This is a genomic window from Massilia sp. Leaf139 (genome assembly GCF_001424165.1).
Taxonomy (GTDB): domain Bacteria; phylum Pseudomonadota; class Gammaproteobacteria; order Burkholderiales; family Burkholderiaceae_D; genus Telluria.
Window position 1 is genome coordinate 55,124 of sequence record NZ_LMOJ01000027.1, and the last position, 19,908, is coordinate 75,031.

Below are 19,908 nucleotides of genomic sequence, written 5' to 3' on the forward strand. Positions count from 1 at the left end.
GGCCGCCGTGTTCCCATGTTGGAGAACGGCATGTCCACCACCGATTTTTCCCGTCTCACGGCCGAGCAGGTCGCCGACGTGCGGCGCAAGCTCGAGAGCGCCGGCTGTCCGGTGCCGCCCAGCGCCCATCGCCTGGAGGAACTGGCCGGCGCAATTGCCGCCTTTCGCAAGGGGCAGGGCCTGCCCGGCGGCGGGCCCCTCGACGAAGCCACCTGGCGCCGCCTGAACGCCGTCAGCGGCAGCGTCTTCGGCGAAGTCTTCCAGAACGAACTGGGCCTGCTGCGTCCGGGGCCGAACGCGCCCAGTGGCGGCCCCGAGGACGTGCAGCCGGCCGCGACCTGTACCCTGCTCACGCGCGCCCACGAGGCGCAGCTGGCCGGTCTTGCCCTCTCGGGCGGCGGCGTGCGCAGCGCCACCTTCAATCTCGGCGCCCTGCAGGCGCTTGCCGAACTGCGCCTGCTGCGCGACTTCGATTATTTGTCCACGGTCTCCGGCGGCGGCTTCATCGGCGGCTGGCTCTCCAAATGCATCCGCGAACGGCGCGGCGACGTGGCCGCCGTCGAGGCGCTGCTCACGCCCGGCGCGGCCGGCCAGGCAGTGGCCAGCGAAGCGGTCGAGATCCAGTTCCTGCGCCAGTACAGCAACTACCTGTCGCCCAAAAGCGGCACCTTCAGCGCCGACACCTGGACGCTGATCGGCACCTATGTGCGCAACACCTGCCTGAACCTGGCCATGCTGGTGGCCTGGCTGTGCGCCCTGCTGATCCTGCCGCGCTTCGCCGTCTGGGCCGTGCACCGCGTGATCGGGCCGGGCGGGCCCTGGGCGGCCTGGTCGGATGCGATCTGGCTGGCCGGCACGGCGCTGTTCCTGTTCGCCGTGTTCTGCATCGCCCTGAGCATTTCGAGCAAGCCCGAAAGTTCGACCGGCCTGCGCCGCTTCCCGCTGCAGCAGGGCGCGGTGCTACGCTGCATCAACCTGCCGCTGCTGGCGGCGGGCTTCCTGGTCAGCATCGGCCTGTGGCGCCATGGCGGCGCGCTGCCGGTGCTGTGGGAAGAAGGTTTGCCGGCGCGCTTTCACGGCTGGGGCGCTTGCTGGCTGCTGGTACCCGGCCTGGTCTACTTCGTGGTCTGGGCCAGCGGCTGGTATCTGGCGCACGACCGCACCAGTCCCTATCGCGGCGCCGGCTATGTGCTGTGCGGCGCCGGCGCGGCCTTTGTCGCCAGCCTGTCGCTGTCGGCGGCGCTCGAATTCACGCCCGGCGCGGTCGCCCACCTGGCCTCGATCGAGATGGCGCAATTGCTGGCCTGGCGCGTCTGCCCGGCGCTGACCGGCCTGCTGGCCGTCTACGGCGGCGCGCTCGCGCTGGAGCAGCGCCTGCGCCGCCATCGGCCGATTCCGGACATTTCGCGCGCCGAACTGTCCGAAGGCCTGAACCACTTCCTGTGCGCCATCGGCGCGCTCGCCGCCGGCACCCTGCTGCTGCTGGCGGGCCTGGCGCTGCTGCCCAATCCGAAGGAACACCCGATCCTGAACAATGCCATCGCCCTCGGCACCTTCGGCATGCCGCTGATGATGACCCTGTTCTCGGTGACGATGACGCTGATGATCGGCCTGGTCGGCCCCCTGTACAGCGACGCCAGCCGCGAATGGTGGAGCCGGCAAGGCGCCTGGTCGTCGATCTTCTCGCTGGCCTGGCTGATCATGTTCGGCGTCGCCTTCTTCTGCGCGCCGCTGCTGCACTGGGCCTGGCTGACCTACGATCCGATCGCGAATGCCGGCACCGCGGTCGGCTGGCTGGTGATGACCTGGATCGGTCTCAAGGCCGGCAGCGGCAGCGCCACCGGTTCGCGCGAGGGCAACTGCGCCAAGCGCGAGATCGCGGCGCGCCTGGCGCCCTACTTCTTCACGGTCGGCATCTTCGCCATGCTCTCGAGCCTGGTGCAGGCGACCGTCGCCGCGCCAAGCGTCGCCTGCCCGTCGCCGGTCTCGCTGCCCTGCGTGTATGCGGCCCATGCGAATGCGACGCTGGCGACCGAGGGCAGGACGCTGGCGACCGCCTTCTGCTGCTTCCTGGGCGCGGCCTTGCTGCTCGGCTGGCGGGTCGACATCAACAAGTTCTCGCTGTATATGCTGTACCGGAACCGCCTGGTGCGCGCCTATTTCGGCGCCAGCAGCGTGCACCGCAAGCCGCATCCCTTCACCGGCTTCGATCCGGGCGACGACCCGCAACTGGCCGAGATGGAAAACCAGCGCCCCTACCACATCGTCAACACGGCCCTGAACCTGGTGAGCGGCGAGGAGCTGGCCTGGCAGACCAGGAAGGCCGCCTCGTTCGCCTTCACGCCGCGCTTCTGCGGTTTCGAGATGCCGCTGATGCCGGCGCAAGGAGCGAATGGCGGCCCGCGCGACGCCCAGCGCGGCGTCTACCGGCCCACGCGCGAATATGCCTCGGGCTCGCGCACGGGCGACGACGACGCCACCGTGCGCCTTGCAATGGCCATCGCCCTGTCGGGTGCGGCGGCCAGCCCGAACATGGGCACGCACTCGTCGCCGCCGCTGAACTTCTTGATGACGATGTTTAACGTGCGCCTGGGGCGCTGGTGCCCGAACCCGCTAAAACCCAGCTGGACGCGCTCCTCACCCGGCATCGGTTTATTCAGCCTCATCGCCGAACTGTTCGGCATGACGAATGCCGACGCCAACTACGTCTACCTCTCCGACGGCGGGCATTTCGAGAACCTTGGCATCTATGAACTGGTGCGCCGCCGCTGCCGCCTGGTGGTGGCTGTCGATGTCGCCAGCGACAAGGCGATGGCCTTCGAAGACCTCGGCAATGCGATCCGCAAGTGCGCCACCGACCTCCACATCAGCATCGAGCTGGACGTCTCGAAGATGGACGTGATCAAGGAAACGGGCCTGTGCGGCGCCAGCTGCGCGGTCGGCGCGATCCGCTACAGCCATGTCGACCCGGACGGCTGCGACGGCACGCTCCTGTACATCAAGCCGGCCATCGTCGGCCTCGAGAACGCGGACGTGCTCAACTACCGCAAAGCGAATCCCGCCTACCCGCACCAGAGCACGGCCGACCAGTGGTTCGACGAAGCCCAGTTCGAAAGCTACCGGGCGCTCGGCTACCACATCACCAAGGCGGCGCTGGCCAGGGCGGCGGCGGCATCGGCCAAGGCCGGGGGCGGGGGCGGGGGCGGGGGCAGGGGCGGGCATGATGTGGTCAAGCTGTGCGCGGCCTTGATGGGTGGGCGTGGGGTGGAGGCGGCGGCGCCGACCGTCTCTCCAATCAGTGAAGATCACGAAACGCGGAACCAATTCCGTTAGCCGATGCGTACCGTAGGGTGGGCACCCCGTGCCCACGCGTTACGGGCGTTTCCGTGAGTCCGAACAGTGATGTACCACCCGCGAACGCGTGCAGCATATTTATTCCGGTGAAGCCGCGGAGCGATGCGTTTGTGCCAACGTCCGAAAGATACGTGCGTAACGCGTGGGCACGGGGTGCCCGGTGAACCCGTCATTGAGGCCATTGGCCCCAATGACCCCTACGTTACTGCCGTGGATGCCTCGGGTGCCGCTGCCTCTTCCTTCGGCGCCAGCGCCGCCAACTGCTCCATCAACTGCGCGAAGCGCTGCTGCCCCGGCTGCAGGCGATCCACGTGGATCAGCACCTCGTGCGCTTCCAGCGCCAGCGCTTCGTCGAAGCCGCGCTCGCGCATGTGCGAGATCAGTACCTGGGCCGCGTTGAACAGGATGCGCTGGTTGTTCGGCAGCTTGGCGCGCGCGCCGCGCATCCATTCGACCGCCTCCTTGAGCTTGCCGGTCTTCCAGAGCAGCACGCCCTGGTTCATCAGATCGGCCGCCTCCTTCTTCGAGGCGCGGATCAAGTCGCCGCCTTCGTCGGTCAATCTCGCCTTGTCGAAGATCGCCTGCACTTCGTCGAGCAGCACCGCGTTGTCGTGGTTGTTGCGGATGACGTAGCAGAGCAGCTCGACGGGCGCTTCCTTGACGCCGACCGCGAACAGCAGGGTCGCCATCTCGAGGCAGGTGGCCGTGTCGGGCCGCTCCTCGCGTGCGCCCAACAAGGCTTCGAGTTCGTCGCCCGCCTTGCGCGCGCGGCGATAGTCGCCGCTTTCGTGCCAGACCAGGCCTTCGGTGATCTTGGCGCGCAAATCCATGTCGGGGTGCGCTTCGCCGAACTCCCGTTGCGCCGCCAGCAGCAGCGCCTGCGCTTCCTTCGGATCGTTCTTCAGGCCGCAGACGCGCGCCAGGCCCAGGTAGGCGTCGGGCGTGCGCCGCACCGAGTATTCGCCGATGGCGATGCACTTGCGGAAGGCGCGTTCGGCCATGCCGACGTTCCCCAGCTTCAGGCAGATCTGCCCGAGGTTGCGCTGGCGCGGCACCGAATTGGGCGACAATTTGGCCGCGCGTTCCAGGATCGAGCAGGCTTCTTCCAGCTTGCCCATGCCCTGGTAGGCCAGCGCCAGCTGGTCATAGGCGTCGATGTAGTACCGGTTCTCGGCGATCACCCCCTGGAACATCTGGCGCGCCTGCTCGAATTCGCCGTTGGCAAGGCGGATCTTGGCCAGGCCCGCGCGGGCCCACTGGTATTCGCGCTGGTTCAGGACGCGCTCGTAGGCCTCTCGCGCCTTTTCCGGCTCTCCGCTCTTCTCCATCAGGCGCGCCTTCATGCGCAGCAGTTCCACCTCGTGTAGCCGGCCGCCGTTTGCCTGATGATCGATCTGCTCGTCGCACAGGCGCGCCGCGCGCAGGTAGTCCTTCTCGGCATAGGCCTGGTCGATCGGCCGGAACACCTGCTTGCGATGCCAGGCGCGGTTCAGGCGCGTGAGCAGCACGCCCTCGGTGATCGGTTTCACCAGATAGGCGTCGGGCTGGTGTTCAGCCGCGCCCATCACCGACTCGACGCTCTTTTCGGCCGAGACCATCATCCACACGGAAGACGGCAGCAGCAGGTTGCGCACGCGCGCTTCTTCCAGTACCTGCTGGCCGTTCTTGCCGTCGCCGAGGTTGAAGTCGCACAGCACCACGTCGTAGCGGGTCTTCGCCAGCAGGCCGATGGCCTCGCCGCCGCTGGCCGCCTGGTCGATGTTGCGCGCGCCCAGGCTGCGCAGGGCCTCGCGCAGCAGCTGGCGCACGCCGATGAAATCGTCGACCACCAGGTAGTTCTTGCCGGCCCAGTCGATCGGCTCGGCCTTGGTCTGCGCCGGGGCGCTGGCGAGGGGCAGGTTCATGGCAGGCTCAGGATGAAGCAGCCGCCGCCCAGCGGCCCGCCGTTTTCCAGGCGCACGCTCCCCGCGCGGCCGCGGTGGCGGTGCATGCGCGCCACTTCGCGCGAAAAATGCAGGCCCAGGCCGGCGCTGTTGGTGCGAAAGTCGATGCCGCTGGCGGTGTCAGACAGCCCTGCCGCGCCGGCAGCGAGCAGCGCCTGCGGATAGCCGGCGCCGTTGTCCTCGACCCGGATCTCGAGCAGGCCATCGCGCTCGCGCAGCGCCAGCCGGATGCGGTCGCGCGTGTAGTGCACGGCGTTGTTGACGGCGTGGACGACAACGCCGACGATCAGGTCTTCGTCCAGGTGCCAGATCAGGTCGCGGTCGAGTTCGACGCCGAGCGCAATGCCCTTCGCATCGAGCAGCACGCGTCCCAGCGCCACCACCTGGTCGGCCAGCTGTCCGGCTTCGATCGGCTGCACGTCGAACGGATAGTCGGGCGTGCCGACCCGTTTATACAGGGCCAGCAGCTGCATCAGGTTGTCGTTCAGGCGGCGCGTCTGGTACAGCATTTGCGCCATCTGCGGATAGGCCGCGTCGGTGCGCGGCGCGCCCTCGACCAGCAGGCGCTCCAGGGTTCCGGAGAGCACGCTGATCGAATTCTTCATGTCGTGGGCCGTCGAGGCCAGGAACAGGAGCAGATCCTGCGAAGGTGCGGTGTCGTCCACAGGAGTCATCCGTGCGCGGCGCCATGGGCGCAAAAAGTTGCCGTGCGTAAATTATACGCTGGACGGACGACACATTTTGGCGGCACACGCCGCAATGCGCTTATTTATGTGCCAAGTCAGCCGCAGATGTTGGCAAATTGCGACCGCTGCGGCGTGCGCGCAACACGAAGCGCGCCGGATCGAGGGCGTCGACCAGGTTCATTTCCAGCGGCAGGGGAGCGTTTTCCAGGCGCGACACCAGCAGTTCCGCGCACAGCGGCGCCCAGATCAGGCCGCGCGAAGCGTAGCCCAGCAGGCCATACAGGCCGGGATGGCGCGGCACGTCGCGCAGGCGTTCGGTGCTGCCCGCCGCCTCGAAATCGGGCAGCGCGCCGACCAGCGGCAACCGGTCGGGCGCCACGCTGCGGAAACCCACGCGCCCGGCCAGCGGCGCGGCGCGCCCGGCGTCCGGCTGCGACACCAGGGCGCGCAGGCGTTCCAGGTTTTCCTCCTGGCTGGCCGCGCGCAGGCGCGGGTCGGTGTCGAGGTCGTAGGTGGCGCCGGCGCAGGCGATGCCGCCCGCCGCCGGGGTCAAGTACGCTTCGCGGCACAGCACGAAGGGCAGTTGCGGCAGCGTGGCAGCAGGCAGATGCGTCACCTGACCGCGCAGGGTCGACAAGGGCAGGCGCGCCGCCTGCGCCAGGCGCGTCGCGCCGGCGCCGCCGGCCAGGATCACGGTAGCCGCGCGTGCGATCGTGCCGCCCGCGCCGTCCAGGACGGCCCATTCGTCGCCGCTGCGCTGCAGCCTCACGATGCCGGCGCCGAAGCGCCGCGTCAGGCGCGTGCCGCAGGCGGCCAGCATCGCTTCGCAGACGCTGCCCGGACGCGCCCAGCCGCCCTGGCGGAACAACCAGGCGCCCTCCGGCGCCGGCAGGCCGAGCAGCGTACTCGCCCTCTCCGCTTCCAGCCATTCGGCGAATTCAGGCGGATAGTGACCGGCAGCGGCGATCGCGCGCGAGGCGGCGGCATGCTGTTCGTCGCGCGCCAGCTGCAGCACGCCGCAGGCGGCGCCTTCGATGGCCCGGCCGATGCCGCCCAGGCTGTCCCAGTAGCGCAGCGCGTACAGGTAGGCGGCGCGCGTCAGGCGCGTCGGGATGTTGTCGTCCTTTGACAGCAGCGGCATGAAGATGCCGGCCAGGTTGCCGGAGGCGCCACGCGCGGGCTCGGGGTAACGTTCGACCAGCGTCACCTCCCAGCCGCGCGCGCACAGGCGCTCGGCCGCCGCGCAGCCGGCCAGGCCGGCGCCGATCACGACTGCCTGGCGCGCGGGCACCGGCGGCAAGAGCGGGCGCGGCTTGCGGCTGGCGAAACGTGCCGTGCCGCCTTCGAACACGAAGCCCTGCGCCATCAGGGCCGCCACCTGCTCGGCCTCGAGCCAGTCGAAGGCGAGGCGCGCATCGACGGCTGCCAGCCGCGCCAGCGCGCGTGCAAAGCCGGTGTTCGGCCCGCGCAGGCCGTGCAGCTGCACGAAGTCGATGCGCGCGGCCAGTTGGGCCAGCGCCGCGTCCAGCGGCGCGCTCACGAGGTCGAGCGTGACGCCGGCCTCGCTTTGCGGAATGCGGTGCACGCCCGGCAGCAGGCCGTCGGTCAAGGCCACGATGTGCAGCCGCGCCGGCCGCTCCGGGTCGCTGCGCCAGGCCTCGATCAACGCCGCCACGCGCGCGCCGTTACCGTAGTGGTTGTCGAACACCGTATAGCGTTCGCGGCCGTGCCAGAAGCGCGCCGGGTTCACTGGGCTCACCGGGATCCCGCGTGGCGGAAGCAGCGCGGATCGTGGTCGTCGACCATGCCGATGCCCTGCATGTAGGCGTAGACGATGGTCGAGCCGACGAACTTGAAGCCGCGTTTGGCCAGGTCTTTCGAGATGCGGTCGGACAGCGCCGTCTTGGTCGGACGCTCGCCGTCCTGCCACTGCGCCACCAGCGGCCGGCCGCCGACGTAGGCCCACAGATAGCTGTCGAGCGTTTCCCCCGCGGCGCGCATGGCCAGGTAGGCGCGCGCATTCGAGATCGCCGCCGCCACTTTCAAACGGTTGCGCACGATGCCGGGATTGGCCAGCAGTTCGGCCACCTTGGCCTCGTCGTAGCGCGCGATCTTTTCCGCATCCCAGCCGTCGAAGGCGGCGCGGTAAGACTCGCGCTTGTTGAGGATGGTTTCCCAGGACAGGCCGGCCTGGGCGCCTTCCAGGTTGAGCATTTCGAACAGGCGCCGCTCGTCATGGCAGGGCACGCCCCATTCGTGGTCGTGGTAGTCGAGGTAGCGGGGATTGGCCAGGTTGGCCCAGCTGCAGCGATGGGTGGTCATGGAGACGAAGTATACGTCAGCGCGGCCGGCCAAACGAAAACGCGCGCCATGATCGCTCATGGTGCGCGCATTGTGTTGAAGGCGCCGCCAGGCAGCGCCCAAAGTGCTGATTTAAGCCGCTTATTTGCCCGAGGTCGTGCCCGACTTCGTCGCCGGCGTCGACTGGGCCGCCTTCAGGTGCTGTTCCACCGTCGGCTTCATCTTCGTGGCCAGGGCCTTGACGTCGGCATCCTTGGCGTTCTTCTCGTTCTTGTTCAGCATGGCCAATGCTTCCTTGTGGCCACCGGTACCGCCGGTCTTCATGTACTCGCGGTCGAATTTCTCGCCCTCGAGCTTGGCCAGCTTGGCCGCCATGGCCTTGTGCTTGGCGTCGAGTTCGGTCGGCAGGGTCACGCCCTTGGCTTGCGCCACGGCCTGCACTTCAGCCAGGCCCTTGGTGTGGTCGTCGATCATCTGCTGGGCGAAGGTTTTCACTTCGGCATTCTGGCTCTTGCTCTGCGCCATCTTGCCCATCTCGACTTCGGCCATGTTCACCATCGCCATGTCCATGATGGCCTTGTTGTCGGCCTTGTTCAGTTTCATGCCGCCGGCGGCAGTGGCGCCCGCGGTGCCCGACTGGCCCGAAGCGGACATGCCCGTTTCCGACATGCCGGTCGCGCCGGTGCCGGTGCTGCCGCTCATGCCGGCGCCGCTCTGGTGGGTCGCGTGGCCGGTGGCGCTGGTGCCCATGCCGGTACCGGTGCCGGTGCTGGCCTTGCTGGTGCTGTCAGCGCTGGTGCTGGTGCTGCTGGAACCGGTGCTGCCGGCCTGGCTCGCGCCGACCTGGCCGCTGCGGTCTTCCATGCCCTTGCTGTTGGTGTTGTTGACGGTGCCGTCACGGGCCGTCTTGCCGGTCATGTTCGACTGGTTCGCGTCGGTCATCTTCTGCATATCGGCCGCGCTCTGGGTGCTGCTGGTGGCGGTTTGTGCCTGGACGCCGAACGTGGCGAACATGGCGGCTGCAGCCGAAACGGCGAGCAGTCCTTTCAACGCTTTATTGTTTTGCATGATGCTCTCCTGGGGGTTGGGAAGGAGCCGGCACCACGTCTCCGATGCGCCGCTCCCGTTCAATGGATCTTTGGTATCCGCACCGGAAGCGCCGTGTCTACGGCAGCGAACCGGCATCAGTATCGAGCCAGGCGGCAGTGTATCGCCGCGTTCGCGAACCCAGCGCGCGGTAGCCTTTTAGCAACATTGACAGGAGAGGACATGCCCGTTGACGCGCCCGCCGCAGGCTTACGACGCCGCGGCGGCGAGGTGCGCGCGCAGGGCCGCCAGCGGCAGCGGCCGGGCGAAGTGGTAGCCCTGGGCCTGGTCGCAGGCCGCCGAGCGCAGGAAGTCGACCACCTCGGCCGTTTCCACGCCTTCGGCCACCACCGCCAGCTTCAGCGCATGGGCCATGTCGACGAAGGCCTTGACGAAGTCGAAGGCGCTGATGCGCTCGTCTTCCTGGAGCACGAAGGAGCGGTCGAGCTTCAGGACGTCGATCGGGAAGCTGCGCAGGTAGGCCAGGCCCGAGTAGCCGGTGCCGAAATCGTCCACTGCCAGCTTCACGCCCAGTTCGTGCAGTTCGCGCAGCATCAGCGCGGTGCGCTCGATGTCGGCGATCAGCGCACTTTCGGTCAGCTCCAGCTCCAGGCAATGGGGCGGAATACCGGATGCCGCCAGCGCTTCGCGCACTTCCCCGACAAAGGTCTGGTGCGCCAGCTGGCGCGCCGAGACGTTCACCGAGACGCAGATCTCGCGCCCGAATTCGGCCATCAGGCGGCGCGTTTGATGGCAGGCTTCGAACAGCACCCAGCGTCCGATCGGCACGATCAGGCCCGTTTCCTCGGCGATCGGGATGAACTGGGCCGGCGAGACCATGCCGCGCTCCGGATGGTTCCAGCGGATCAGCGCCTCCATGCCGACCATCGTCATGCCGCGCAGGTCGATGCGCGGCTGATAGTGCAGCTCGAACTCGCCGCGCGCCAGGGCCGGGCGCAGCGAGGTTTCCAGCGCCATGCGTTCGCGCGTGGCGAAGGCCATTTCCGGCTCGAAGAAGCGGTAGCGGTTGCGCCCCGCCGCTTTGGCGCGGTACATCGCCGTGTCGGCGGCCTGGAACAGCTGCTCCTTGCTTTCGCCATCCAGCGGGTAGAGGCTTACTCCGATCGAGGCGCCGATGATCACGTCCTGGCCGGCGATGGTGATCGGCGCGGTCAGCACGTCGAGCAGTTTTTCGCCGATGCGCTCGGCCGCATCCTTGCCGCGGGCGCAGTGCGCCGCGATCACGAATTCGTCGCCGCCCAGGCGCGCGATGACGTCGCTCGGACGGATCACGCGGCGCAGGCGCGCCGCCACTTCGCACAGCAGGATGTCGCCGAACTCGTGCCCGAAGGAGTCGTTGACTTCCTTGAAGCGGTCGAGGTCGAGGAACATCGTCGCCACCGTTGCCCCATGCGGGCAGGTGTCGAGCAGGCGCTGCACGCGGTCGCCCAGCAGCGCGCGGTTCGGCAGGCCGGTCAGGGTGTCATGGGTGGCCAGCTCGCGCAGGCGGTTCTGCGTCTCTTCGCGCTCGGTGACGTCGCGGATGATGGCCTGAAAGAATTCCTTGCCGCCGTCCTCGAAGCGCGAGATGTGCACGTCGGCCGGGAAGATGCTGCCGTCGCGGCGCCGCTTGTTGATGCGCAGCAGCTGCGTCTGGCCGTCATCCAGCGCCACGGCCAGATCTGGCGTGTAAGTAAACCCGCTGTCGATGTCGGGCACGCGCAGGCGCAGGAATTCCTCTTCGGTATAGCCGAAGTTGCTGCAGGCGCGGCCGTTGGCGGCGACGATGCGGAGGTCGCGGTCGGCGATGATGATGCTGTCGGCCGCCTGCTGGAACAGGCTCCTGAAGCGCTGCTCGCTCTTCCTCAGCGCCTGCTCGGCCTGGTGCTTGAAGGTGATATCGTGGAAGTACACCGACAGGCCCTCCTCGCTCGGATAGGCATGCACCTCGACCCAGACCCCGGACGGCTCCCAGTAGGTTTCGAAGGCGCAGGCTTCGCCCGTCTCCATGGCCTGGCGGTACATGCCGAGCGACGGCGAATGGTGCAGGTCGGGCGCGACCTCGAGCAGGTTCTGGCCGATGACGAGCGATGCGTCGACGTTGACGAAATTGCCGGCCTTGCGGTTGGCGTAGGTGATACGCCACTCGCGGTCGACGGCGAAGAAGGCGTCGCCGATGCTTTCCAACATGGTCTGCTGCTGTTGCTGCAGCTTGGCCAGCGCCTCGCGCGCGGCATGCTGGGCCGTCACGTCGCGCGCCGTCGCGTAGGTCACCCGGCTGAGCGCGCACCAGCGCACCGAGATCGACATGATGACCGGCCGCCCGTCCTTGCGCAGCCAGCGGTGCTGCAGGTCGCGCCGCGCCGATTCGCCGCCGCGCAGGTCGGCGCGCAAGACCTGGAAGCGCGCGACTTCTTCCTCGCCTACCAATTCGCAGTAGCGGCGCCCGACCAGTTCCTCGGGCCGGTAGCCAAGGATGTCGAAGGTGGCCGCGTTCAGGCGCAGGAACCGGCCGTCTGCATCGATCAGGGCGATCAGGTCGAGCGAGTTTTCGATCAAGGCGGTGTTTTCCTCGGCCAGCCTTGCCAGATCCGCCGTCGTTGTCATGTCGTTCAAGTCAGTGTCCATGTGCTGCTGCGTATCGATCGCAAGCCTACCTTCAACCCGTTCGCCGAATGCGGCGAGCCGCTCAGGTTAACGTAATTACCTGAGAGAACTAAATGGTGTTCTGATAATCCAGGTGAAATATATTTTTCCGTGTAGAAATTTTGAGACGCTTTTGGACGTCCTCGTTGTCAACTTGACCTGGAGCCGAAGCCAAGCGTGTTGGCACGTGCACGCGCGCGGGCGTAGACTGCCGTTTCAGAAGCAATGCCAAGAGAGCCCGCAAGTGCAAGCCGAACGACGAAGCGTTGAACGACCCCGGATCGCGCTGGCCGCCATCACGCGGGAGAGCGTGCGCGAGCTGGTCGAAACCGAAGCCACCCACCTGCGCAATGCGGTGGCGGCAGGGCGCAACCGCTACCAGGTGCGGCTCGACCAGCACGACCAGATCGTCGCTTACATGGCCACGCTCAATCCGATCGAACTCGAGCGCTTCTCCACCCTCTACGAACAGGAAGCGGCCGCCGCGCGCGCCGAGGCCGCCCGGCGCGACGAATGGCGTCCGGTCTCCGGGCCGCTGGCTGTGCAGGCCGGCCAGTCGGGCGAGATCATGCGCATCGGCCCCTGGGCGGTGGCGGCGGCCGGCGCGGTCGCGGCCATGGCCACCTTCATCCTCAAGCGCTAAGCCTGTTTAGCCTGCTTTGTGACAGGTCAACAGGGCCGCGCCTGTTGCGTCCCTGCGCCAACAGCAAGTTTCCACAAGGAAAAATTAATGCGGGCTGGGCTGCCCCCGTGTAGACTGGCTCCCTTGTCGTTTTCTCCAACATACCGGGGGTACTTTCCTCCGGCGAGCTAGCGGATTCCCATGTCTCTCGGCCATTACGAACCGACCCTGGTCGTGGTATCGATCCTGGTGGCGATCTACGCTTCCTACACCGCGCTGAGCCTGGCCGAGCGCGTGCGCCACTCGCATGGCCGTGCTACCTACTGGTGGATGGCCGGGGGCGCGTTTGCCATGGGCAGCGGCATCTGGGCCATGCACTTCATCGGCATGCAGGCCTTCCGCCTGCCCTTCCCGGTCGGCTACGACATTACGATCACCTTCGTTTCCTGGCTGCTGCCGGTGCTGGCCTCGCTGCTGGCGCTGTCGCAGATCAGCCGCCCGGCGCCCACCGCCAGCAATTTCGTCATCAGCGCCGTGCTGATGGGGATGGGCATCAACGCCATGCACTACACGGGCATGGGCGCGATGCGCATGCGCCCGGGCATCGAGTACGACCCGCTGCTGTTCGCGATCTCGGTGCTGATCGCCATCGGCGCCTCGGCCGGGGCGCTGTGGCTGGCCTTCCACCTGCGCCACCGCATGCAGCACGGCAAACTGACGCAGATCGCGGCCGCCGTCGTGATGGGCGGCGCCATCATCGGCATGCATTACACGGGCATGGAAGCGGCGCATTTCTCGCCTGGCAGTATTTGCCTCGAAGCGAACGTCGGCATCAGCCAGGATTTATTGGCCGGAATGGTCACCGTCACCGCCCTGCTGCTGCTCACCATCGCCACCCTGGTCGCCGTCTACGACTCGCGCCTGGAAGACCGCTCGCGCATCCTGGCCGCATCGCTGGCCACCTCGGCCGAACGGCAGACCCTGTACCTGCACGAACAGAAGGCGCGCGTGGAAGCCGAGCGCCTGTCCGACATGAAGGACGAATTCCTGTCGACCCTCTCGCACGAACTGCGCACTCCGCTCAACGCCATGCTCGGCTGGGCGCAATTGCTGATGGACGGCGGGAAGGACGAGAAGATGCTCAGGCGCGGCCTGCAGACGATCGAACGCAACGCGCGTGCGCAGTCGCAGCTGATCGAGGACATGCTCGACATGAGCCGCCTGATCGCCGGCAAGGTGCGCATCGAGGTCGACCGCACCTGGCCCTCGGACTTCATCGCCGCCGCCGTGGAAACCGTGCGCCCCGCCGCCATGGCCAAGAACGTGCGCGTGGACATGCTGATCGAAAGCCATGCCGGGCCGCTGGCGGCGGACGCCGGACGCCTGCAGCAGGTGATGACGAACCTGTTGTCGAATGCGATCAAGTTCACGCCCGGCGGCGGCAGCGTGCGCGTCAGCTCGAAGCGCGCAGGCGACAACATCGTGATCGAGGTCAGCGACACCGGGATCGGCATCAAGCCCGACTTCCTGCCGCACGTGTTCGACCGCTTCCGCCAGGCCGACGCCTCCTCGACGCGGCGCCACGGCGGGCTCGGTCTCGGCCTGTCGATCGCCCAGCAGCTGGTCGAACTGCAGGGCGGCCAGCTGACGGCCGCCAGCCCCGGCGAAGGCCAGGGCGCGACGTTTACGCTGACCATGCCGCTGCCGAATGCGGATGGCGCGGCGCCGGCCAGCCCCGACTGCCTGCTCAAATCGCAGGATGGGGACAATGTGCGCGAGTCCGTGCGCGTCGGCACCGGCGCCCTGGCCGGCGTGACCGTGCTGGTGGTCGACGACGAACGCGATTCACTCGACATCGTCCATTACGTGCTGGCCGACATGGCCGCCTCCATCGTCACCGCCGCGAGCGCCTACGAGGCGCTGGAGATGATCGACCGCCTGAAACCCGACCTGATGGTCAGCGACATCGGCATGCCGGGCATGGACGGTTTGGAACTGATGCGCCGCGTGCGCGCGTCCAGCAAACCGCAGGTGGCGACCGTGCGCGCCCTGGCGCTGACCGCCTTCTCGCGCCGCGAGGATCGCCTGCGCTCGCTCGAAGCGGGCTTTGACGAATACCTGGCCAAGCCGGTGGCGCCGGCGGAACTGGTGCGCGCCGTGCTGACCCTGTGCGACGGCCGCATGAAAACTCTTGTGCCGGCGCCGAAGCAGGTCTGACGGTCAGGAATTTGTCACACAGCCGTCAAGAGGCTGTCACATTCCAGCGTCAATATACGGGCTGTTCGAACGAACACGGCAGCCCTGCTGCCCTACCGGCGCCGGCGGTCGGGAAACATACCGGCACCAAATTCCCTCCCACGAGCGCGGCGTCCCCGCCGCCTGGCTGCACCATCCTGCACCTATCCTTGACCTGCACCAGTACCCTCCTCGACAGTGCTGCCTAAGCTGGACAGTGCGCCTGCTTACCACCTATTCCCGCGTGGCATGTTGATTGAGCGCACAAACTGGATCAGGAGGAACAAATGCAAAAACGCACTACCAACGGTCTCGCGTCGCTTCCGCGCCGGCGATTGGGTTTCCTTGTCGCCGCGGCCTGCGCCACGCTGGCGCTGGCCGGGCCGGGCGCCGCTGCCCCGGCCAAGACACCGGCCGCCACCACCTACCGGATCGTTCCGCTGGCGCCCAACAGTTTCCCGGCCGGCATCAACAACAAGGGGCAAGTGGCATTCACGGAATTCGTCGGCGGGCTGCCGCGCGCCCGGTTCTACGATGGTGCGACGGTGCGCGATCTCGGCACCTTCGGCGGATCGAGCGCCGTCGTCAATGCGCTCAACGAGCAGGGGCAGGTCGCCGGCACGGCGGAAACCGCTGTCGGGCCCTTCCACGCCTTCCGCTGGAGCCGCACGGCCGGACTGGTCGACCTGAACCCGCCTGGCGTCGGCAATTCGATCGCCACCGACATCAACGCCAAAGGCCAGGTGGTCGGCACGGCGCAATTTACTCCGCCATCGCCGCGCGACCTCGCCTTCCGCTGGAGCCCGGCTACCGGGATGGTCAACCTCGGCTCGCTCGGCCCGGAATCCGAGTCCGTCGCCTTTGCGATCAACGACCCGGGCACGGCCACCGGCTGGTCCGACGGGCCGACCGGCCCCATCCTGACCCAGGCCGTCAAATGGCCGCCTGGCGGCGGCCTGGTGCCGCTCAACGACTTCCCCAGCATTGCCTCAAGCGGGCTCGACATCAACAATGCGGGCCAGGTCGTCGGCGGCGCGGCCTTCGATTCCCGCCTCAACGACCAGGCCTTCCTGTGGACGCGCGAAGGCGGCCTGCAGGGTCTGGGCACCGAGCCCTCGTTCCAGTCCTGGGCCGACGAAATCACCGAGAAAGGACTCGTGATCGGGCAGTTATATACCACCCCGAGCGACAGGAACGGTGTCATCTGGAGCCGCGAAAACGGCCTGCTCACGGTCGGGACGCCCACGGTGGACTTCTCCGATACGGCCGACGCCAACAACCGCGGGCAAGTGGTCGGCACGCTGAATGGCCGCGGCTACATCTGGACGCGTGCCACCGGCTTCGTCGACCTCACTTCGCGCGTCGTCGGTGCGCCGCCCGACCTGACGCTGTTCAGCGGCCTGGTGCTCAACGACAATGGCACGATCGTCGCCGCGACCGACGCCGGCAACCTGGTGCTGCTGGTGCCGGAAGCCTGTCATGCCCTGCCGCCGGTGAGCGGGCCGGTCAAGATCACCGGAGCGGCGCGCGTGAACGCCCTGCTCTCGTTCTCGGCCAGCTTCAGGGATGTCGACGTACGCGACACGCACAAGGCCGTCTGGTCTTGGGGCGACGGCAGCAAGACCGCCGCTACCCTCAGCGGGAAGAACGGCACGGGCAGCGTCAGCGGCCAGCACGCCTACCGCGCGCCCGGCATCTACACGGTGCGCCTGACCATCACCGACAGTACGGGCAAGAGCAGCACGGCCGAACGCAAGGTGGTCGTCGCCGAAAGCGGAACCGCCGTCGCCGGCCAGGGCGCCTTCGCCTCCCCGGCCAACGCGGCCAGCACGGGCCCGCGCCGCGCCGCCATCGGCAATTTCGCCTTCCTGTCGGAGGGTGCGCGCAACGCCGCCGTCGAGGTCAACGTGGCGGGCCTGGTGCTGCGCAGCACCCAGGTCGATGCGGTCACCAGCGACGGCGCGCGTGTCTCGTACAGCGGACAAGGCACCGTCAACGGCCGCGCCGACTACCGCTTCACGCTGACGGCGACGAGCGGCGCCAAGACCGGCGGCAAGGATCGCGTCCACGTGCGCATCACCCACACCGACCCGGCGTCGAAAGCCGAAGTGGTCGACTACGACAACGGTGCGGGGGCGAAAGGCGCCGCGCAGAAGGCGGCAGCGGCCGAAGGCAGCCTGGTGCTCGGTGAAGGGAAGTTCACGTTCGGCAGCCGCTAAGGGCATGCCGGTTTGACGCGGCCGCGCCGCCCGATGCACGGGCGGCGCGGCTTTTTTGCATGCACTGCGTACGATATCGAACCGAAGCGAGCCTTGGCGAAGGGTACTGTCGCCCTATCGGCCACGCCCGGATGGCGCGGCCACTGGCGGCATGCGCACCGATTCATCTTTGACAGGGAGTTTTTTATGCAACGACAACAGGCCGCCATGATTGGCGGGGTAATTGCAGGGGTCGTCACGAGCGCCGTGATGCTGATGGGCCGCAAGAGCGGTGTGATGACCAAAACGCTGGATCGCGATGCGGTCGACTGGATCGACGAAAAAACGGGTTCGCGCGAGGTGATCGGCGACGCCGGCACCAGCGTCGTCGAATTCGTCAATCACCTCGGCGCGTCCGCTGCCTTTGGCGCCGGATACTGCAAGATCAGGGACATGGCGCCGACGCTGTCGCCGGTCGCACTCGGCGCGCTGTACGGCACGGCGCTCTACGCCGTCAACATCGGCGCCATCGCGCCGGTGCTGGGGATCACCAAAGGCGAGGTCGAAGCCGGCCCGCGCAAGGCGGGCGAGCGCTGGGGCATCCACGTGCTGCAGGCGGTGATCACCGCCGTCATCGCCGAACGCCTGGCCCCTTCCCTGAAGCGCGACTTGATCGAACGTTGAAAAACGTCCGGGTGCGAGAACGGCTCAGTCGAACTTCGAGAAGTCCGGCTTGCGCTTCTGGAAGAAAGCGGTGAACGCCTCCTTCGCTTCGGCGCCGACCAGCATCGCGCCGAACTGCTTGTTTTCGACGCCCATGGTCTCGGCGACGATGGCGGCGCGGGGACGGCGCATCAGCGACTTGGTGGCGCGGATCGAGGCGGCCGGCAGGGCAACCAGCTTGGCAGCCTGGCCTCGCGCGAATTCCAGCAGCTCGACGGCCGGCAGCACGCGCGCGACGATACCCATCTCGAAGGCTTCCTGCGCCGTAAACGCTTCGCCCAGCATCAGCTTTTCGGCGGCGCGGGTATAGCCGGCGGCTTGCGCGACCAGCAGCGACGACGCGAATTCCGGGCACAGGCCGAGCTGGGTGAAGGGCATCGAGAACTTGGCGTTGTCGGCGGCATAGACCAGGTCGCAGTGCATCAGCATCGTGGTGCCGATGCCGACCGCGGCGCCGGCCACCGCAGCCACCACCGGCTTGGTGCAGCCTTCCAGCGCTTTCATGAACTGGAACACGGGACGGTCTTCGGTCATGGCGCCTTCACCGGCGTTGTTCAGGAAGTCGTCGAGGTCGTTACCTGCGGTGAAGATCTCCGGCTTGCCGGTGATCAGGACGGCGCGCACGGCGGGGTCTTGCTCGGCATCGAGCAGGGCTTCGGCCATGGTCGAGTACATGGCGCCGGTGATGGCGTTCTTGCGCTCGAGGCGGTTGAATTCGATGGTGAGGATGCCGTTGGTTTTGTTCGTTTGGATGCTCATGATTTTCTTGTCTCCAGGGTTTTCGTGGGCACGAAAGACGGTGGGCACGGGGCGCCCACCCTACGTAGGGTGGGCGCTCCGTGCCCACGTGGTGATACCTAACGGCCGCATCAACGCACACGCTGATACGGCCACGATTTCACTTAAACGCGCTCGATGATACCGGCCGCGCCCATGCCGGCGCCGACGCACATCGTCACCATGCCGTACTTCAGGTTGTTACGGCGCAGCGCGTGCACGACGGTCGCGGCGCGGATGGCGCCGGTCGCGCCCAGCGGGTGGCCCAGGGCGATCGCGCCGCCCATCGGGTTGACCTTGCTGGTGTCCAGGCCCAGGTCGCGAATCACGGCCAGCGCCTGCGCGGCGAAGGCTTCGTTCAGCTCGATCCAGTCCAGCTGGTCCTGGGTGATGCCGGCCGCGGCCAGGGCGGCAGGAATCGCCACCTTCGGGCCGATGCCCATGATTTCCGGCGGCACGCCGCGCACGGCGAACGACGAGAATTTCGCGAGCGGGGTCAGGTTGTGCTCACGCAGGATCTTCTCGCTGACGACGATCAGGGCGCCGGCGCCGTCCGACATCTGCGACGAGGTCGCAGCGGTGACGGTGCCCTTGGCGGCGAAGACCGGCTTCAGTTTCGCCATGCCTTCCATGCTGGCGTCGGCGCGCGGGCCTTCGTCCAGGTCGACGGTGCGGCGCTTGACCGAAATCTCGCCGGTGGCCAGGTTCGGCGTGCGGGTGACGATTTCGATCGGGGTGATCTCGTCCTTGAAATAGCCGGCCTGCTGGGCGGCAATCGCCCGGCGGTGCGATTCCAGGCCGAAAGCGTCCTGGTCTTCGCGCGACACTTTCCACTGCTGCGCCACCTTCTCGGCGGTCAGGCCCATGCCGTAGGCCAGGCCCACGTTCTCGTCTTTAAACGTGTCCATGTTGATCGACGGGTGGTGGCCCATCATCGGTACCATCGACATCGATTCGACGCCGCCGGCGATCATCACGTCGGCTTCGCCGACGCGGATGCGGTCGGCCGCCATGGCCAGGGCGGTGATGCCCGAAGCGCAGTAGCGGTTGACGGTCACGCCGCCGACCGTGTTCGGCAGGCCGGCCAGCACCACCGAATTACGGGCGATGTTGAAGCCCTGCTCCGCTTCCGGGAACGAGCAGCCGACGATGGCGTCGACGATCAGTGCCGGATCGAGGTTGGGCACGGCGGCCATGGCGCCGCGGATCGCGTGCACCAGCAGGTCGTCCGGGCGGGTCGTCTTGAACATGCCGCGTGGCGCCTTGCCGATCGGGGTGCGGGTTGCTGCGACGATGTATGCGTCTTGAAGTTGTTTGCTCATGTCAGTAGTCCTGTT

Annotated in this window: 13 protein-coding genes; 5 read left to right on the forward strand and 8 right to left on the reverse strand. The window is 67.5% G+C overall.

Features of this window, described 5'->3' with window-relative positions; genetic code table 11:
• The first annotated feature begins 30 nt into the window (after nt 1–30).
• Complete coding sequence (locus tag ASF77_RS22320; RefSeq protein ID WP_082494009.1) at nt 31–3,333, forward strand: patatin-like phospholipase family protein; 3,303 nt, start codon at nt 31–33, stop codon at nt 3,331–3,333.
• A 218-nt stretch (nt 3,334–3,551) separates the two neighbouring features.
• Here ASF77_RS22320 and ASF77_RS22325 read toward each other — a convergent pair whose 3' ends face one another.
• The 6 genes from ASF77_RS22325 to ASF77_RS22350 all read right to left on the reverse strand — a co-directional run bounded on the left by ASF77_RS22325 (nt 3,552) and on the right by ASF77_RS22350 (nt 11,998).
• Entirely contained in the window at nt 3,552–5,258 is a 1,707-nt protein-coding gene (locus ASF77_RS22325; RefSeq protein ID WP_056345037.1) for a tetratricopeptide repeat-containing response regulator, read from the reverse strand.
• Nucleotides 5,255–5,971, reverse strand: coding sequence for a sensor histidine kinase KdpD (locus ASF77_RS22330; protein WP_056345039.1), 717 nt, complete (start codon nt 5,969–5,971; stop codon nt 5,255–5,257). The genes ASF77_RS22325 and ASF77_RS22330 overlap by 4 nt, the downstream gene beginning before the upstream one ends.
• 91 nt (nt 5,972–6,062) lie before the next feature.
• A complete protein-coding gene (gene mnmC, locus ASF77_RS22335) occupies nt 6,063–7,742 on the reverse strand; it encodes an FAD-dependent 5-carboxymethylaminomethyl-2-thiouridine(34) oxidoreductase MnmC (protein ID WP_307181971.1) in 1,680 nt (559 codons plus the stop codon).
• The gene (locus ASF77_RS22340; RefSeq protein ID WP_056345314.1) at nt 7,739–8,305 is read right to left on the reverse strand and encodes a DNA-3-methyladenine glycosylase I; all 567 of its coding nucleotides are present in this window, start codon (nt 8,303–8,305) and stop codon (nt 7,739–7,741) included. Before ASF77_RS22340 ends, mnmC begins: the two co-directional genes overlap by 4 nt.
• A 120-nt stretch (nt 8,306–8,425) precedes the next feature.
• Complete coding sequence (locus ASF77_RS24470) at nt 8,426–9,352, reverse strand: DUF4142 domain-containing protein (protein ID WP_056345044.1); 927 nt, start codon at nt 9,350–9,352, stop codon at nt 8,426–8,428.
• 228 nt (nt 9,353–9,580) lie between these two features.
• Nucleotides 9,581–11,998, reverse strand: coding sequence for an EAL domain-containing protein (locus ASF77_RS22350; RefSeq protein WP_056345047.1), 2,418 nt, complete (start codon nt 11,996–11,998; stop codon nt 9,581–9,583).
• A gap of 328 nt (nt 11,999–12,326) precedes the next feature.
• Here ASF77_RS22350 and ASF77_RS22355 point away from each other — a divergent pair, with 328 nt between their 5' ends.
• From ASF77_RS22355 to ASF77_RS22370, 4 genes are all read left to right on the forward strand, one after another.
• Nucleotides 12,327–12,659: a hypothetical protein gene (locus tag ASF77_RS22355; protein ID WP_056345049.1), complete on the forward strand. Its 333-nt coding sequence runs from the start codon at nt 12,327–12,329 to the stop codon at nt 12,657–12,659.
• A 180-nt stretch (nt 12,660–12,839) separates the two neighbouring features.
• Entirely contained in the window at nt 12,840–14,855 is a 2,016-nt protein-coding gene (locus tag ASF77_RS22360) for an MHYT domain-containing protein (protein ID WP_056345052.1), read from the forward strand.
• 305 nt (nt 14,856–15,160) lie between these two features.
• Entirely contained in the window at nt 15,161–17,092 is a 1,932-nt protein-coding gene (locus ASF77_RS22365; protein WP_082494011.1) for a PKD domain-containing protein, read from the forward strand.
• Nucleotides 17,093–17,278: 186 nt separating this feature from the next.
• Nucleotides 17,279–17,755, forward strand: coding sequence for a hypothetical protein (locus ASF77_RS22370; RefSeq protein ID WP_056345058.1), 477 nt, complete (start codon nt 17,279–17,281; stop codon nt 17,753–17,755).
• 24 nt (nt 17,756–17,779) lie between these two features.
• On the opposite strand, the gene ASF77_RS22375 is transcribed toward ASF77_RS22370, so the two are convergent.
• Together ASF77_RS22375 and ASF77_RS22380 are read right to left on the reverse strand one after the other, a co-directional pair.
• The gene (locus ASF77_RS22375; RefSeq protein WP_056345062.1) at nt 17,780–18,553 is read right to left on the reverse strand and encodes an enoyl-CoA hydratase; all 774 of its coding nucleotides are present in this window, start codon (nt 18,551–18,553) and stop codon (nt 17,780–17,782) included.
• A gap of 143 nt (nt 18,554–18,696) precedes the next feature.
• Nucleotides 18,697–19,893: an acetyl-CoA C-acyltransferase gene (locus ASF77_RS22380; RefSeq protein WP_056345068.1), complete on the reverse strand. Its 1,197-nt coding sequence runs from the start codon at nt 19,891–19,893 to the stop codon at nt 18,697–18,699.
• Between the last annotated feature and the right edge of the window lie 15 nt (nt 19,894–19,908).

What these genes read in the sequence shown, in the direction of transcription:
- ASF77_RS22320 (WP_082494009.1), top strand. Translation starts at nt 31, where the DNA reads ATGTCCACCACCGATTTTTCCCGTCTCACGGCCGAGCAGGTCGCCGAC.
- ASF77_RS22325 (WP_056345037.1), bottom strand. Translation starts at nt 5,258, where the DNA reads ATGAACCTGCCCCTCGCCAGCGCCCCGGCGCAGACCAAGGCCGAGCCG.
- ASF77_RS22330 (WP_056345039.1), bottom strand. Translation starts at nt 5,971, where the DNA reads ATGACTCCTGTGGACGACACCGCACCTTCGCAGGATCTGCTCCTGTTC.
- ASF77_RS22340 (WP_056345314.1), bottom strand. Translation starts at nt 8,305, where the DNA reads ATGACCACCCATCGCTGCAGCTGGGCCAACCTGGCCAATCCCCGCTAC.
- ASF77_RS24470 (WP_056345044.1), bottom strand. Translation starts at nt 9,352, where the DNA reads ATGCAAAACAATAAAGCGTTGAAAGGACTGCTCGCCGTTTCGGCTGCA.
- ASF77_RS22350 (WP_056345047.1), bottom strand. Translation starts at nt 11,998, where the DNA reads ATGGACACTGACTTGAACGACATGACAACGACGGCGGATCTGGCAAGG.
- ASF77_RS22360 (WP_056345052.1), top strand. Translation starts at nt 12,840, where the DNA reads ATGTCTCTCGGCCATTACGAACCGACCCTGGTCGTGGTATCGATCCTG.
- ASF77_RS22365 (WP_082494011.1), top strand. Translation starts at nt 15,161, where the DNA reads ATGCAAAAACGCACTACCAACGGTCTCGCGTCGCTTCCGCGCCGGCGA.
- ASF77_RS22370 (WP_056345058.1), top strand. Translation starts at nt 17,279, where the DNA reads ATGCAACGACAACAGGCCGCCATGATTGGCGGGGTAATTGCAGGGGTC.
- ASF77_RS22375 (WP_056345062.1), bottom strand. Translation starts at nt 18,553, where the DNA reads ATGAGCATCCAAACGAACAAAACCAACGGCATCCTCACCATCGAATTC.
- ASF77_RS22380 (WP_056345068.1), bottom strand. Translation starts at nt 19,893, where the DNA reads ATGAGCAAACAACTTCAAGACGCATACATCGTCGCAGCAACCCGCACC.